Source organism: Bacillus sp. 2D03, from assembly GCF_003946765.1.
In the GTDB taxonomy this organism is placed as follows: domain Bacteria; phylum Bacillota; class Bacilli; order Bacillales; family Bacillaceae_G; genus Bacillus_A; species Bacillus_A cereus.
Map to the genome: position 1 here is coordinate 292,583 of NZ_RPSJ01000008.1, position 16,100 is coordinate 308,682.

A 16,100-nucleotide genomic window follows, 5' to 3' on the forward strand; every position below is an offset into this window, starting at 1 on the left:
TTCTATCTATGTAAGTGAAAGAAGGTTGCTAAATCTTTTTAAAAATCTAGTTATTTTAGATTGTTCAAAACACGCTTTTTCTATATTCAATTAAAGCACACGGTTGCTAAAGATTAAAACTACAAAATTGTCATAAGACATAGATCGGTCCCTCTTTCACTAACACCACCCGTTCGTTTAAGCACACTTCTTCATAGTTTACTCATATAGTTACAACATTTTGAATAGGGTCTATCCTGATTCTCATATTTTGTTACTACTTTTTCAAAAAGCAGTACTAGTTAAAACCCATGTATTTCTCTGTTCGGATTTTTGATGCGGATTCTAATGTTCCACTGGCATCGATTCTCTCAAATTGGATTTTCTTGTTGTATTTTTGACTAAGTTCTTCAGCTTTGTGATACAAAGATTGCGCCTCTTCATAGATTTCCTGCGTATAACAAACTAAAACAAAAAAGCCATGGTCAACTTGTTCAGTCAATAAGTATGTAGGTAACTGGTAATTCAATCCATCCTCATACCTTCCATGATTCCCCAACTTAAGTTCTATAAGTACTTGGAAATCCGCGCCTTTTGAAAGTTGAAAATCAACGATTCCTCTCCCAGTGTGAACTTCTGGTGAGATTACAATTCCAGATCCTTTTAGAGCTAGATTAGCCATCATACCGAATATTACTTGAACCTGTTTTTCTTTAGCTTTTCCCTTTTCATTATTTAAAAGAATATGTACCTTCTTGTGTTCAATATAATGCTTGAACGTAGCAATCAAATCTTCTACGTTTTTATAAAAATCATCTTTTGTATTCACAATTTCTGGTACTTCCTTAATGTTTGTATCCTGTTTAGTGCTCCCCTCTTTAAGATTGAGATATTCTTGAATTTGATTGTACTCAGATAAGATATCATCAGGTAGCAACTCTTTATAATATTCTAAATCGACATGAAGAAAATCAGTTACAATTCTTGGTTTTTTTTTGTATATATTAAATATCCTTTCAACCTCAAGGAAATCCAAATCCTCAAAACAAACTCCAATTAAATCTTCAGGCGTTTTAATAGAATTTAGTACATTTAATTCATCTTCATCCAGGCTGCTTATCTCTCTTTCCTTTAAGAATTTTTGAATCGTTTCGGAAAGTAAAAAGGTTCCTTCTGAAGCTTCATGAACAAACAACAGAATATGGTATAAAACATATTCTTTTAAAGGAGAAAATTCATGTGAAAAGTTATCAATGATTTCTCTATGCAATTTTTTTAGAAAAGCTAATCCTTGATTTTCTCTATCTTCTTCATCTTGCTTATGTAATGGAAATACATTTCCATATATTTCATCGTATTCAGGGTTACTTCCCACTTCCATGAAATGTTCAACAACAATATCTAACACTTCGTGGACAATTTTTTTGTAGATTTTAGAATTCCCATCAAATATATCCAACATAATTTAGTCCTCCTGGGGCTTTCATTGTCAAACCGAACTTTCTTTTCTAAGTAGTAAGGCTCTACTTTAAATTCACATCTTATTCATTTACACTAAACACTTCAAATTTCCCTTTAAACCCACATTCCCTAATAATCTTTCTGTACCTATCCCTAACTTCTTTTTCGTGGTAATCATGTAGAAACCAAGTAATATTTATAGTATCTAATTTATTACAGATTTCTTTTATATAAGGTAAGTCTACATTTGAAAAAGAAAAACCATATGAATATATCTTTTCTACAGGTGGTAAGTAATTAAAAAAATCCTGTTTCTGTTCTATAATCTTTTGCGTATCTTTTCTTAAAGAATCATGTATTTTTGACAACGGCCACTCTGTACCTATAGGGCCATTTTGGAAATCTCTGTCTCTATTTCCATGACCAATTATTATATCTCTTTTTTGCATTCCATGTATATGTTCTACATATATAGCACCATACACCTCTTCTAGAACGGATGTATAGTTAAAGGTTAAAAAAGAATCTCTCTCTGGATCTAAGTATTCATAAAAAGAATCTTTAAATTCAACTTGGGATATATCAATAGTGTTAATCCACTCTGCAAACAATTCTTTAATCTGTATAGTGACTAAATAAAAATTTGATGCAACATCTTCATATATGTTTGCTATTCTAAATTCATCCTCATCCTCATCATATAGATAAGACATTTCATCAAAGTACTGATCATAATCCAAACGCGCTAAACTTGTTTCGATATCGCACCAGTCTTCTCCGTTTCTCTCAGCTCTAGAAATCAAATCGATAAGAAAAGCTACTACCTCATCTTTATCAAATTCTATTGAACCATCAGGCATTGATGAACCATCAATATTAAACGTTAGATTCATATCCATTGCATTAGGGTAGTTTTCTATTAAGTATTTATAAAAATCCTTATACATTGTAGGTAACTCATGTGATAAGTCAAATCCATTACCAATAATAAATAAGTTACTCATCCTTTCATCCCCTTATAAAAAACATATTTTTTGATTGTTTCCATTATATTATATCTTTATATACAATATAGCGGAATAAAACCACTAGTTTTATTAATAATCATTTAGAATTCTGTAATCGAAAAGGGGAAAAACAGTGCAACTTTTTTATAAACAAAAGGACAGATTTCGCTATCCATCTGTCCTTTTACTTCTTCTGTATCAATATTTTTACATTCACCTTATAAAAAACTGATTATAAATAATATAATATAGTGAAATGCCTGATCTAATTCAATTAATCCCGGTTGAACAGCTGGTTCTTCGGTATCTCTAATTCTTTTTATATTTTTTGCCCACCAATTTAAAAAAATTTTTCTATCAATAATTATGTGGCTAATAAATAATATAAAGATAGCAGTCCAGTTGAAGAAACCGACGAACACATACGCCATTATAGATACAGCTAAAGTATAAATAAAGCAATGACTAATTAAAGCTATCCAATTATCTTTCTTATTTACTGCTTGGTAATCTGTTTGAAGCAAGTAATCACCAATTTTATGTCCAATATATAACACTATAAATAAGGAAACATTTAGTTCTAAATGAACCATATCAATCCTCCTCCTTATTGTGTGAAAAATTTATTGCCCGTAAGGTACAGCACTAACAATGTTACTGTAATTAAGGAATATACCACAGCTGTTATTGCCACATTGGCCCTTGCTAGTTTTACATTACGTATATAGGACACCTTTTGTAACTCAATAATTAATTCTTTTTCAACACCTTCGGAATCTAAATTAGTTAATTTATCATAATATTCTTTAGCACTTATTTTCATTTTAGGATTCCCGTAATTACTATAAAGATACTTCCCCTCTATCCCAGGGACTGTCTCTGATAAGAAAAATAAATGCTGTGCATCAAAATCCGTAGTATCAATATGTTCCCTTGGATTAATACGGGGTACCAATGTCATATATACCATCCATACACTTTTTGCAAAAAAGTAAATTAAGGTTGCAGTTAAAATTACTACCACTAATTGTTCAACCCAATTATTAGTGGTTAGTACGCTTAAGTACCAATTGAAATCTTTACGCAAAATAATATTCAATACCAAAGTCCAAAAAACAACTACGGCACCAGCCTTTGTATCTGTAAAGCGAATGGTGTTTTGTGTATCATCGATTGCTTTATATAAGAAATCTAACCGATTTTTATTATCCTTTTTCTCTTCAGCCAAATGCTATGTCTCCTCCTCAAACACCTCATAATCAACCAGATTTGTAACTGAACCATCTTCTTCAATTTTATAAAGTGCGAAAAAAAACTTGTTTTCTTCAAACTTTGTTATGATAAAAACAGGATAATGCGATTCATCGTAATATCGAAATAAACGACTCATCGTAGTCCGATCAATGGCGGAGGGAACAATGTCATATCCCTTAGGATGGGAATGCCATGTACCAACTACAAACTGCTCTTCAAGTAATTTTTGTTCTGTATACTTCGATAAATATTCACTATCGAACTCAACACCTGAATATGTCCTTTTAGCTTTTTCGCCAGCATCTGATACATCGTTAATTTGAATCCACTCCGGATTCATCCTGCCGTATATCAATCCACCATTTTCTACCCTATCATATTTCGTTGTTAAAAGTTCCATTTTTTTTAAGACATATTTTGAAATTAATATTTTTCTTTTTTTCATATATTCTCCTAATTACAAAAGCATGATTGATTCTTTTCAAGATACCCTACCAAAGGTGTTGGAATAATGTCATCCATTCCCCAATAGTAGTTTACATAATCGAACTTAAAACTTTTATGTTTAGAATAATAAGATATAATCGAAACAATTTGTGAAGCTAAAAATACCATACGCTCCATTAATGAGGCTGTATGCGGATTTCCGCAAACATCGATTTCAGCTTTAGGGTATTTTGCTATTTCCTGTTTGGCTAGCTTCTGCAGTTGCTTAAGTTCATCATCCTCTATAATTCTTCTGTAGTAACAATTTAAACAACCTGTTGATTTTGTTGTAATAACGATCTCCTGTAAAATATTATTTTCAGAAGTCCATGCCCAGATTATTGGTTTGTCATAATTTAGTAATTTTTGGAATGCCAGCTTATCGTATGCTTGGGTATCTCCTACAGTCACTAGAAGTAAATCCGCATGTTCAGCAACTTCAATATCTTGATTACTACCCACTCCAATAATATTATTTTTTAAATAATACATTGATAAAAAATTTTTCAAGGCAACTGATTTACTCAATCCTAAATGTACGGACCCTAATACATGACGGCCAAGGTTTTCAAGTGAAAATCTATCATAATCAGCAAGTATCAATTTCTTTACATCCTTTTCAACCAATACTCGTGCCACTTGGCTTCCTAAAGAGCCCACTCCCAATAATCCAACTGCCAAGTCTACAGCACTTTCCCTTTGGGCAATGCTTTCTATTTTTAAAATTGTTGTTTGGAAATCTTTCTTTCTATCCAAGAATTCTCTCCCAACAATAAAAGAGATGTACTCCATTTTTCCGCTATCACCTTTAAACATAACAAATAAAACGATATTTTTTACACTTTTTTCTATTTTTGTTAATTCAGTGTTGTTTCTTATATAGATAAGCAACTGATAAAACGTTTTAAATGCAGAACGGCTAGGAAGTCTAATAATATGTAATCTCGATTTTGAATGCTTTTCTTTAATCATCAAATCTTTTAGCAGAACATGTTCCACATCACCCTTGATTTCCGGAAAAAAATGATAAGATTGATTATAATCAATTTGACTGTATGAATATGTTTCACCCCTATTTTTGAGAGAAGCTTGAGCCCCTGTTTTAAAAGTGAAGGGCTGATGACATATATCAACTTCAAAAAGAGTTCTTACTTCGCTTTTCTCTAACTCTTTAATAAAAGTTTGTGGAATATAAATAACTGATTGGCTAAATTGCGGTAAAATGCGCCACGTAATTAAATCTTCTTCTGGGTTCCACTTTTCATCTATATTAGATTTTAACCAATCTAATATTCTTTGGTATATGAACACACCATTGTATTCTTGTTTCGCACTCCAATTATGTAAACAACATATATGAAATTGGGAGTTTTTTGGATTTGAGCCAACGAACTCGTCCACATGTCTCCAGTGAACAGGGATACTTTTATATAAATCTTCCTTATCGTTTATACTAATTAATTTTATTGATGGCTGTTTTATCGGGAAATTGTCCAGGTTAATCTCCACTTTAATGAAAAAGCCAGATATATCGCTATCCTGTGGAACTCTTCCAACAGCAATATTTTCCTTAGGAAAATGAAAACCGAGTTTTTCCAACTCGGTTTTCACATCACTTATTTGTTTATCCATGCTGAGTTTTTTCCTCCCTAGCTATATGAATACTTGCCATTCTTGCTTGTTCAGAAATATCGTGGACGTTACAAAGTGCTGCTACTTCTTCAATTGTGATGATTGAACCTTTATGGTCCTTACAATCCCTATATAAAACTTTTCTGGATTGCTTTACATCAAACATCTGTTTTTCATAATTTGCATAATGAACAATAGAAGTTTCATCTATGAAATTCATTAGCTCCTTATATCTCTCCCCCATCAATAAAACTCTCCCATATTTAGGGGTTCCTTCAATTTTATTCGTCTTAATACTATTATAATGCCCAAGCAATTTTGCGGAGAAATCAATTTCAAAAGCAGTAGCTTTAATCTCACCAACAGCTTTTTTTACTCCATCCACGTTAACGACAACGCCTTGCGGATTCATAAGTGTTTCATTTGAAAATTCAACGCCTACTTTTATATCTAATAGGTTATTATGGTTGGTTGCATGCGTTGGCTTACCTTTTTCAATTAAAATCTGTTTTAATTCCTCATTCAAAGTATCTGTGCTTTCCAAAATACGCAATGCCAAAAGGTAAGCTCTTGCTCCTAATGTCCAGTCATCCGCATCTTCTGGTTGGGTTCCACCGATAAGAATCATCAAGCCGTCCCCAGTAATAGAATGAATATGAGCTTGGTAAAATCTAGCTAATTTAATCCATGTGGAGATCGCTTTTTGTTTTAAACTGGCAATCTCTTGAATTGATTCTATACCCGGTTCATTTACAAACAAAGCTCTTCTTGTAAAATTTCGCAAGTCTACAAAGAGGGAACACAATTTAACATTCGCTTTCTGATTCGATTCCTTATTAAAGTCATCGTATTCTTTTATATTATCAAGTAAATAGTCAAAATCTACGTGCCCACCAATTTTAAAATCCTGTTCTAATTCTAGCTCAATAATCCTTTGGACTTCTTGTTCGGAAGCTCTATATTCTGCACTTTTAAAGATGCTTTGGTTTTCATTTAAAATAAAGTATAACGGATTTTGCTGGATTCTATATCTTTTATCTGTAGAAATAATTGACCGGTATTTTGTCCCTTTACTATTCACGCTAAGATTCCTCCCCTTGGTTTTATCTACCTTCTAAACATCCTAAAATTCCTCTGGGTTTTTATAATCATTTTCATGAAATTTAACCCTTCTAAAATTTCATCTTTTAGTAAACAAAACCATAACTACTATATATTGTATTACGAACAATCATTAAACACAATTTACAAGCATCATATTTTTGAAAATTTATTTAATTTTGCGACCGGACTTAATGTAGATTTAAAATTTAGTTTAATTAAAAGCTTTCTTTTTTATTATAAACTTTCTTTTTTTATAAAAAAAATTGATTATATGTCTTTACCCATAAAGTTCCATACCAATACCTTTAATAAACGAGTAAAAAGAAAGAGCGTGTTTTGAAAAAGATTAATCAAAACACGCTCTTAAATTATTTAATTAAAACTAATCATTCTTAGAACTAATTACTTTATCGTCATTGTCTTTTGCAAAATTTATAACTGCATTAATCCTTTTTGTTCATCATAATCGTAAAAATCTAATAAACTTCTTTACGACGCTTATCATTTATGTTAAATTTATGGATTGAATAGAGTTTGTTCTTCTAATTAAGCACGATCTATGAAATCATACTCTTTTTCTATTCCAAAACGTTCAATAGCTTCCTCTATCATTTCCCTAACTTCTACATCCGTTTTGTAGTATGGGATTTCTAATATATGTATACCTGCTTTATTTAACATCTCACGTTTGATATTGTCACGTTTCACCGTTATTTTAAAGCCTTTTTCACCGTCGAATATATCCACCGGTCTATAATGTTGTATCCCATTATATTCGATAACAAGCGTCGGTTTCTCGTTGCTGTATAAAACAAAGTCTGGTCTTAATCTAGTATGTTTCTTGAATCCCAGGTCTCCAAACGAAACCTGTGTATCAAATAAAACATTATGTGATTCTAAAATTTCAGTTACAAGTTTTTCGCCTGTCGACTCATTACATTTTGGACAAGCTGAGCTTTTATTTACAACATTTAAAGGTGCTGCATCCCATTCGTGGCCATACGCCTTGCAACGATGCATTATTTTTGTCTTAGCATTTACGTATGTTCCTATAACCTCAATCTTATCGCTGTGTACTTCAAAAACTTCTCTAACATATCTTTCATGTGTACGCTTCATTTTCCCACCACATACTATGCAACCTTTTCCTCCTAAAATATCTGTCGGCATTGGATTCCATTCGTGGCCACACTTACATTTATGTTTTGTTTTTTCGCGTGCTCCTTTATACATTCCTATAACACGGATATTATCGCCATGAACTTTATAAACGCAGTTTATATAATCATCTTGCGTTTTGTTCTTACCTACACATTTTGGGCAACCTCTTCCTTTTAAGATATTTGTTGGTGCTGCGCTCCAAATATTTTTACATACATTACATTGGTGGTCTGTGGTATTTCTAGCGCCATTGTATGTACCTATAACTTTGATATTACCACCATGAACTCTTAAAATTTCTGCTGCATATTGTTTTTTTGTCTTTTTTCGTTCTTTACTTAAGTTTTTATTTCTACATCCAGGGCAACCGCTACCTCTTAAAAGGTTTATAGGTCTTACAGGCCATTCATGCGAACATTTTCTACAACGATGCATTATTTTTTTAGCATTTGTTTCATAGTTTTCGATAACCTCGAATTCGTCCCCGCGTTTTTCTAATAGTTCCGCAAGATATTCCTCGTGCGTTTTACCTTTTCCCATTTCAAATACTCCTATATTTAATTATGTATTTAAAGCAAATATATCACCATTTCATAACTACTTACATTATACGATAGTTCTCATGGAAAATAACGTTTCCCTATATTGTGACCAATACAAAGCTCAACTCTAATCGAGGTAGAAATGAATCACGCTTTTCGTTGATATTCCTGTAATCTTTCAAAGATGTTGTATAGATTTTTTGGTCTAATTATTTAATGGTTGCCTGCTAAATAATTTTATGACAAAAAAAAGCTGATTTATACGGACGGCTGTTTCTTTGTTTCAAGAAACACCCTTTATGACCTTACCCATAAAGCTACCGCTAAAGGAAGCATAAGTTGGCAGTAAACTAAAAGAAGCATAAGTTGGCCAAAACGGCCATCTTATGCTTCTTGTTATAGTTAGACAAGAAAGTAGCCTATTTTTAAAACTAAATTTTATTGGAATAATATTAATATATAAATTTAACCAGAGAACAACCAAAATTTATAAATTATAATTCTGCCTATAATTTATAAAGGTAAAGAGCCTTACTTATGGTATGCTTCAGCCTGATTAATACTTAAGACCATACTAATTCTCCCATTTTACTTATTCAACATGTATAACTTTAGGAACATGAATAAATATTTCCGTCAGCAAGCTTCCAAAATCCCTACTTTATAGCACAAAACACTATCTATTTCTGACAGCATAGAGAACCTCTCTGTATGCGATGGAACTTATTTCCCTTTAATTCAGTAAAGACGTTCTTATGTATCTATTTACATTTATCTAGAGTCCAAATTATAAAACATATTTCAACACATCATATTCTATTAAATTAATCCAACGAAAAACCAAATCAACTAATAAACTCAGTATTTTTCATCACATAGCAACAAAAATCAGTAGATCAAGGGCATCATTCTAAAAATAACATGACTAATTTTGGTCTAAATTCCAAAAGGGAACATTTATTCCACTTGTTGCTGTAGACCTATTACCTTTTTCTTCATTACAGCTACGGCAAAGAATCTGTAAATTAGTAGCATCATTACTTCCATACAAACTTATAGGTATAATGTGATCTATAGCTTGTTTCATACTAAGATTTCTTAAACCAGATACATCTCTTCGACAAATAACACAAGTACCTTTATCACGATAAAAAATAGCACCCTCTAGCCAAGTAGGCCAATAATTTGCTCTTTTTAATTTCTTAGTATCTGTAACATTTTCAGGATAATTTTCACTAATCCAGTCAAATCTTTTTTCCAAAATTTCACTAAGTCTTAAATGAAAATCATGAAGAAACATACGATTTTGCATTATAATTTGAAAAGCAGAGTGTATTATAAGATCATTTATTTTTTGAAGATTATCAGAAACCATTTGTTCCAATTCTTGTATCTTCTTATTATTCTCATCTGTTATTATGGTTATAAATTCTGCCTCGTTTAATTCTAATCGGAAATACTCAGTAGTATAACGAATGGGCTCATACTCTCGAGGAAGCACTTCTACTTCATGTAATAAGTAAATCATTTCATTAATATAACTTTCTTTATCTAAACTTGTTTTAGCATTATATAGTTCACAATCTACATGCACATAGTATTCTAACCACATATGTATCACTGTTTTTCGATGTGGTTTAATAAGTACTTTTATTATATTTTCTTTCTCCCAATTCCAAAAATCTTCTAATGAAACTTCACTTTCTTCATCTTCCCTATAAAAACTTGAAATTACTCTCGCAGCTGTTTCTGTAGCTAAGGTAAAAGAAATATATTCATGTTTATGCACCTTTGTTTCTCCTTTCTTTTTTAAAATTTCATTGCATATGTATTATTTATCATAGTCTATTAAATAGAAGATGTTATTTCCAAACTGAAATAAACATTTTGTAAACTTGTTTTCTAAAAATAATCTTTATACCTGACGGTTTGAAGTTCATTATATATTAGTTATTATTAATAAAATTTATATTTTTTCACTGTTTATCCTGTAACACTCTCTTTGATTAAACATTACTTTTCTTCTAGATAAAAAAATATCTTTTTTCTAATATTTAATTTCTCTGATGATGCCAAGATTACTTAGAACTCTTTAAACTATTTTTTTGTAAATTATATAACGCTTTTAAAAGGTCGGTAAATTTTTTAATCCTCTTGCCTTACTTCATCTAAAATCACTAATAAAAGATGATCGATAACTGTTTTAAATGTTAAGACTGCTCTTAATAATAAAATAAGATACTTAGTATTAAACCGATGCTTTAGATAATATTATAAAGGGTAATCTTCTCTATTTTCGAGTAACATACCTCTGTATCCCATATACTTATATACATCTTCTAGACAATAGAAAAATATAGACAACACACAAAAATAACGTTCATCAACAAAAAGGATGAACGTTATTTTACACAAATACATTTTAAATAATTCAGTAGTAAACAATTTTTATCTCAACTTTAAGTAAAGAATTTTTTTAAGATACTACCTTTTAATTAAATAGAAATATATTTATCAAATCATTGGAACTCTTTTTCTTTATAAAGCTTTATAAGTTCTATAAAACTATCATTATCTACCATTTTATTGCTATAAATTATATAAGATATTTCTCTTTGAAATTCTCCAAATTCACTCAAAATTTCTTTCGCCTTATCATTAGCTTCTTGTTCAAATTCATTAATTTTGTATTCTATTTCATTATACTCTTCTATTTTCATACCATTCTTAATCTGTTTTACATGGACCAACTCATGAATAAACACAAACATTATATAAAGAGATACTACCTCTTTAAACATATTTGAATTTGTAATTTTAGCAAATCTAAAATTGATATCCGCACTAATACTTTTTGTAAAGAATACTACCTTTTCTACTTTGGATTCATACTTACTAATAATTGTGCTTGCTTTAATACTATCTTCTGGAAAACCGTCTATATTTCTAATAGTACCAATATCAATTAAATACTCCATATCCTCAATATCTAATTTCTCTTTAATAAAAGTATGAAATTCCCCCTTAAATATTTCAATTTTTTCCTTTATTTCTTTTTCATTAGTATAAGAAGGCATTAAACCACCTATATTAATCAGCCCCATTCTCTTTTCTTTAAAATAAAAGTTTTTCTATAGCCTATAAAAAGTATAAATCAACTCTTTTAATATAAATTACCGGTTATTTCTTTTCATTTATATAATAATGTTCTTCCATTTTTTCAATACATATATATCAAATTTTCACCATGAAACTTTGATATTATTTTCAGAGATTTTTATTTTATCTTTTTTTATATAAATATAAGTTTTAAAATTCAAATATTTATCAATGTCGTTACTAGTAAACATTACTAACATCTCAACTTTATTTTTTCCTTCTACCATATACTTTTCTAATTCCATTTCATATTTATCTTTATATTTTGTTTTTTCTAGTTGGATTCCATAATTATTCTTATTTACTTCTTCAGATACTTTATCAATATCTATATACTTTTTCGATAAATCTTCACTATTATCAAATACCTCTACAAGATTGTCACTTTTTTCGAATTCTTCCGTCTTAATGTATATTTTATCGTTAATTTTCATTTGTATATTTAAGTTTTTGATATTTTGTGTAGTTAATGTAATAGGAACTTCTTTAATTTCACCTATATTTATTTCTAACTGCTTGTTTCCCCCTGCAGCTACTGTAGTTATAGTAAAACTTAAAATCACAAATAAAATAAAAAAATATCCTATCTCCATAAGAGATTCAAAAGGACTGTTTACTTTCTTAAAAATTTTATAATTAAATATTTTCTTTTCAAAAAAAGTGGTTTTCCTCCGCAAAAAATGTACTAAAACTAAACAAATTCCAACAATGCATACGCCATATACAATAAAAGGTATTGTTTCTTTTCTCTTTAGAGTTTCCGTAACAATTATTATTACTGATGGAATTAGCATTATCTTAGAACTTAGTTGCATAGTTTTAAACACATCTCTATACGCCTCATCAGCCCTATTAATTGAAGTTGTATGTTCTTTATCATTTTTATAATAACCTAAAGTTCTTAATTCAAGATAGATATAATAAATAAACTTTATGGAAATTATGGATGCTATCAAAGCTAGAAATAAAACTAGTATATGTTCTTTATTATAAATTGTTTGGGTATATGCACTATTCGAAAAAGTTTTCCACCATGCTACTAAAAACCATTTAGTAACAAACACATTTCCTCCAAAGATAGTGAGTATTAATGCTAACCGAGGTATCCTATCTTGAATTTTTTGACGTTCTTTCTCATTTTCCATACTCTTAACCACTCCCCAATATATCATTATACTATAACTATAGTTATATATTAATATATAACATATTAAATTATCTAATGTATGAGCCTAATAAATTCAACCATAAAAATATACAATTAAATTATATCACCGCAAACTTTTCATAATTTAATTTCTTAATTTTTTGTTCTTAAAATATTCTAGTAATCCCCTTAAATTTTATTTATGACCATAACACTTATCTTACAGTTTATGAATAGGAACTATCACTCACTATCTTGGTTGCTCTTATTTCTTAAATTGAATAGTATACAATTTTATTAATTAAATCTTTTCTATGTTTACATTAACTATAATTACTTTTTAATTATGTATTACCAATAATACATATCTATAAATTGCATTGTAATAATTCATTAGGTGTAATTAATATTAAAAAGGATACTAGGTCTTATGCACCCTATTCGACTTAATAATAAATACTCTTTTAATAGAGGCTAATAATGCATTCATTAAAGAAAACGCCTATTAGATAAAAATTACCTTCATCGTTTGCTAGATAATAAAGTTTATCCCCTATTAGCTGCCTATGACAAACATGATAGAGGAGAAGTCAGAATTAAAATTATTTTGAGCAAGAAAGAAACAACAGCGCATTTAGATTTACCAAAGAACAGATATAATTCTCTATAAAAAGTTATATTTCACGAAAATGGAACAGTTAAACTCGAGACTGAAGAAACAATAAACGCTAAAAGACCCTCCCCTATTGGAAGGGAGTAAACGGAAACTACAGTTAAAAAATTAATTTCAGACCAAATGTGCTTAATACATATAATAATCAATGTGCCCTGATGATAAAACACTTAGCTCTGTTTTAATAACTTCTCATATCTATTCAGCTTATAAATATAAAGATGATGCTATGAATCTACCTACCTGTTCAAAAATCATGATAATTTATATGAAAATGGACTTACCTTTTTAAAACCAAATGGAGAAATATTTACTCAGAAGACTCAAATTAAAATACAATAAAACTCATTTTCTTCATAATAAATCTAATCACTCATCACCGAAAATATTACCAAAAAGGTTAGAACTTTCTTGAAAAATATACCAAAAATAAATATTAGAAGCATAAGGAAACGTATAATTTCAAATTAAAATCAGCGCTAGTTTTCTCCTAATAGGACAATTCGTTAAAGTTAGTATTAAAATTTCTTTTTATTTATAAACTAATAATCTCTAAAAATATATAAATTTACTCATAGTGTCTTTATTTATTGTAATTTTCTATATTTTTAGATAAAATATATCCAAATTCTGTTATTATTAATACATATACTGCAATAGGATGAGGAGGATACTATGGATACTTTAGTCAAAAAATATGAAGTAGTCGCTAATATGTTAAATGATTGGTATATTGAAATCCGTGCGAGACGCATTGATAATGCTCACCAGCTAAAAGAAGAAATTGATAATAGAATGAAAGATGTCTCGGATCAGAGCTTACACTTATATTATTCACTATTAGATTTTCGTTATAAGTATATAGTAGATAATTTAAATATTTCAAAGGGTTGCTTCGACAAAGTAGAAACTTTTCAAATTCCAAATGATAATATATTAACCTACTACTATCACTTCTTTAAAGCAATTCATGCCAGTACCGTAGGCAGCTATTCATTAGCAAGAGATAATTATGATAAAGCAGAAGAACTTCTAAATGAGGTATCTGATGAAATTGAGCAGGCTGAATTTTACTATAAAATTGGTGCTTTCCATTATGATATTTACGAATCACTACAATCAATTAAGTATGTTAACAAAGCTAAAGAAATATTCTCTAAACATGAAGGCTATGAACGAAATATAGGATTCTGTGAAAACCTTTTTGGCATGGCATGTACCAATTTAAGAGAATGGGCATTAGCCGAAGAACACCTTGTAAAAGCAATGGATCTATTCCAAAAAATTGGAGAAGAAAAATTCACTGTAATGGTTCGTCATAATTTAGGTTTATTATATGCAGGGCAAAATATGTCTGAATTAGCTATTCGCTACCTCTCTGAAGTATCCGAAAAGAAACCTAACCACTATAAAGCAATTTTCATCGAAGGCAGAGAACACTCTAAACTAGGAAACCAAGAAACTGCTAATACTTTATTTGAAAGAGGATTACAACTCTGTACAGAACTAAACAATGAAGAATATCAGCATCGGTTTAAAATTTTAAGAGACATTAATAATAATGTCCCTGCCGAGAAATTAGAAGCTACCGTTCTTGCAGGAATTGAATACTTTGAACGAGAAGATTTATATGAGTATATCTATGAATGCTGTAATGCTTTAGCAGAAAAGATTTTTGAACAAGGTCAGCATGCCAAAGCAGGTACATACTTCTATAAAGCAATTCAAGCTAAGAAAAAAGCCGATGCGAAAGGAGCTTTAAAATGAAAAAGCTAATTAAAGTGATGAGTATTGCTACTGCTTTAATGTTTACATTGGGAATTACATCTCAAACAGATAGTCACGTAGTAAAAGTCGTTCAAAGTATGATGGCAGACGGAGACCACGGTGGTTGATGTCCTTTGACCCGGAATTCAGTTCCAGGTCTTTTTTTATTGAAACAAGATATAAATCATCAGTTTTAACTATATAGTTGAGAAGAAATGCCTAAAAAAAGAAGGAGGATCATGATGAAATATCAAACCTTATTTCCCTTATTAAAAAAATCTCTTTTTATCTTTATACTTTCTTTCAGTATGTTAATTTTCACACTCCCTGCCTCTACCTTTGTACAATCCAATGACAATGTAATTTCTGTTACAAATTACTATATATTCCCAACAGGAAACGACCTCAATCTCGGTACATTAGATCAACCTTTCGCTACTATTTAAAAAGCTGCTAATGTCGCAACAGAAGGAAGTACAATCTACATAAGAGGCGGAGTTTATAACCAAAAGGTTCATGTGACTCATTCTGGTTCCTCAGGAGCAACCATTACTTTTCAAAATTACCAAGATGAAAAGGTAATTCTAGATGGTTCTAAAGTCAAGTTAGAAGATGATGGATTATTTACAATAGAAGACAAAAATTATATTCAAGTAAAGGGATTAGACCCATCGCTATCAAGCTAAGCTCATACAACGTCAATCATAGTAGGGGTTGCTTCTTTTTTC

13 protein-coding genes and 1 pseudogene are annotated in these 16,100 nt (G+C 30.0%); 3 read left to right on the top strand and 11 right to left on the bottom strand.

The genetic code is table 11. The features are described 5' to 3' along the window. Nucleotides 1-277: 277 nt before the first annotated feature. The 11 genes from EBQ15_RS19585 to EBQ15_RS19635 form a co-directional block, all read right to left on the bottom strand. Entirely contained in the window at nt 278-1,441 is a 1,164-nt protein-coding gene (locus EBQ15_RS19585; RefSeq protein WP_002001730.1) for a hypothetical protein, read from the bottom strand. Nucleotides 1,442-1,520: 79 nt separating this feature from the next. Beyond that, on the bottom strand, nt 1,521-2,444 hold the full coding sequence (locus EBQ15_RS19590) for a bacteriophage abortive infection AbiH family protein (RefSeq protein ID WP_000067201.1): 924 nt from the start codon (nt 2,442-2,444) through the stop codon (nt 1,521-1,523). A gap of 221 nt (nt 2,445-2,665) precedes the next feature. Continuing rightward, complete coding sequence (locus EBQ15_RS19595; RefSeq protein ID WP_000233468.1) at nt 2,666-3,040, bottom strand: DUF3307 domain-containing protein; 375 nt, start codon at nt 3,038-3,040, stop codon at nt 2,666-2,668. Nucleotides 3,041-3,054: 14 nt separating this feature from the next. Further along, a complete protein-coding gene (locus EBQ15_RS19600) occupies nt 3,055-3,675 on the bottom strand; it encodes a Pycsar system effector family protein (RefSeq protein WP_000796956.1) in 621 nt (206 codons plus the stop codon). Nucleotides 3,676-3,678: 3 nt separating this feature from the next. After that, complete coding sequence (locus EBQ15_RS19605; RefSeq protein ID WP_000746298.1) at nt 3,679-4,146, bottom strand: Mov34/MPN/PAD-1 family protein; 468 nt, start codon at nt 4,144-4,146, stop codon at nt 3,679-3,681. A gap of 8 nt (nt 4,147-4,154) precedes the next feature. After that, the gene (locus EBQ15_RS19610) at nt 4,155-5,819 is read right to left on the bottom strand and encodes a ThiF family adenylyltransferase (RefSeq protein WP_000360762.1); all 1,665 of its coding nucleotides are present in this window, start codon (nt 5,817-5,819) and stop codon (nt 4,155-4,157) included. Next, nucleotides 5,812-6,900: a hypothetical protein gene (locus EBQ15_RS19615; protein ID WP_001085068.1), complete on the bottom strand. Its 1,089-nt coding sequence runs from the start codon at nt 6,898-6,900 to the stop codon at nt 5,812-5,814. Before EBQ15_RS19615 ends, EBQ15_RS19610 begins: the two co-directional genes overlap by 8 nt. Before the next feature lie 569 nt (nt 6,901-7,469). Then, complete coding sequence (locus EBQ15_RS19620; RefSeq protein WP_000515250.1) at nt 7,470-8,624, bottom strand: zinc-ribbon domain-containing protein; 1,155 nt, start codon at nt 8,622-8,624, stop codon at nt 7,470-7,472. Nucleotides 8,625-9,551: 927 nt separating this feature from the next. After that, nucleotides 9,552-10,415: an HNH endonuclease gene (locus EBQ15_RS19625; RefSeq protein WP_000548761.1), complete on the bottom strand. Its 864-nt coding sequence runs from the start codon at nt 10,413-10,415 to the stop codon at nt 9,552-9,554. Nucleotides 10,416-11,145: 730 nt separating this feature from the next. Further along, entirely contained in the window at nt 11,146-11,730 is a 585-nt protein-coding gene (locus EBQ15_RS19630; protein WP_002001828.1) for a hypothetical protein, read from the bottom strand. 138 nt (nt 11,731-11,868) lie between these two features. After that, entirely contained in the window at nt 11,869-12,930 is a 1,062-nt protein-coding gene (locus EBQ15_RS19635) for a hypothetical protein (RefSeq protein ID WP_000426685.1), read from the bottom strand. Nucleotides 12,931-14,280: 1,350 nt separating this feature from the next. Here EBQ15_RS19635 and EBQ15_RS19640 point away from each other — a divergent pair. The 3 genes and pseudogenes from EBQ15_RS19640 to EBQ15_RS31685 all read left to right on the top strand — a co-directional run. Then, complete coding sequence (locus EBQ15_RS19640) at nt 14,281-15,372, top strand: Rap family tetratricopeptide repeat protein (RefSeq protein ID WP_000380441.1); 1,092 nt, start codon at nt 14,281-14,283, stop codon at nt 15,370-15,372. After that, nucleotides 15,369-15,500, top strand: a complete 132-nt coding sequence (locus tag EBQ15_RS31805; RefSeq protein ID WP_000733479.1) for a hypothetical protein — start codon at nt 15,369-15,371, stop codon at nt 15,498-15,500. The genes EBQ15_RS19640 and EBQ15_RS31805 overlap by 4 nt, the downstream gene beginning before the upstream one ends. 114 nt (nt 15,501-15,614) lie before the next feature. Continuing rightward, nucleotides 15,615-16,040 (top strand): annotated as a pseudogene (locus EBQ15_RS31685) (right-handed parallel beta-helix repeat-containing protein); the annotation flags it as partial. Nucleotides 16,041-16,100 lie beyond the last annotated feature (60 nt).

Bases quoted from the DNA above. Each gene is read 5' to 3' on its own strand.
- EBQ15_RS19585 (WP_002001730.1), bottom strand. From the start codon at position 1,441: ATGTTGGATATATTTGATGGGAATTCTAAAATCTACAAAAAAATTGTC.
- EBQ15_RS19590 (WP_000067201.1), bottom strand. From the start codon at position 2,444: ATGAGTAACTTATTTATTATTGGTAATGGATTTGACTTATCACATGAG.
- EBQ15_RS19595 (WP_000233468.1), bottom strand. From the start codon at position 3,040: ATGGTTCATTTAGAACTAAATGTTTCCTTATTTATAGTGTTATATATT.
- EBQ15_RS19605 (WP_000746298.1), bottom strand. From the start codon at position 4,146: ATGAAAAAAAGAAAAATATTAATTTCAAAATATGTCTTAAAAAAAATG.
- EBQ15_RS19610 (WP_000360762.1), bottom strand. From the start codon at position 5,819: ATGGATAAACAAATAAGTGATGTGAAAACCGAGTTGGAAAAACTCGGT.
- EBQ15_RS19620 (WP_000515250.1), bottom strand. From the start codon at position 8,624: ATGGGAAAAGGTAAAACGCACGAGGAATATCTTGCGGAACTATTAGAA.
- EBQ15_RS19630 (WP_002001828.1), bottom strand. From the start codon at position 11,730: ATGGGGCTGATTAATATAGGTGGTTTAATGCCTTCTTATACTAATGAA.
- EBQ15_RS19635 (WP_000426685.1), bottom strand. From the start codon at position 12,930: ATGGAAAATGAGAAAGAACGTCAAAAAATTCAAGATAGGATACCTCGG.
- EBQ15_RS19640 (WP_000380441.1), top strand. From the start codon at position 14,281: ATGGATACTTTAGTCAAAAAATATGAAGTAGTCGCTAATATGTTAAAT.
- EBQ15_RS31805 (WP_000733479.1), top strand. From the start codon at position 15,369: ATGAAAAAGCTAATTAAAGTGATGAGTATTGCTACTGCTTTAATGTTT.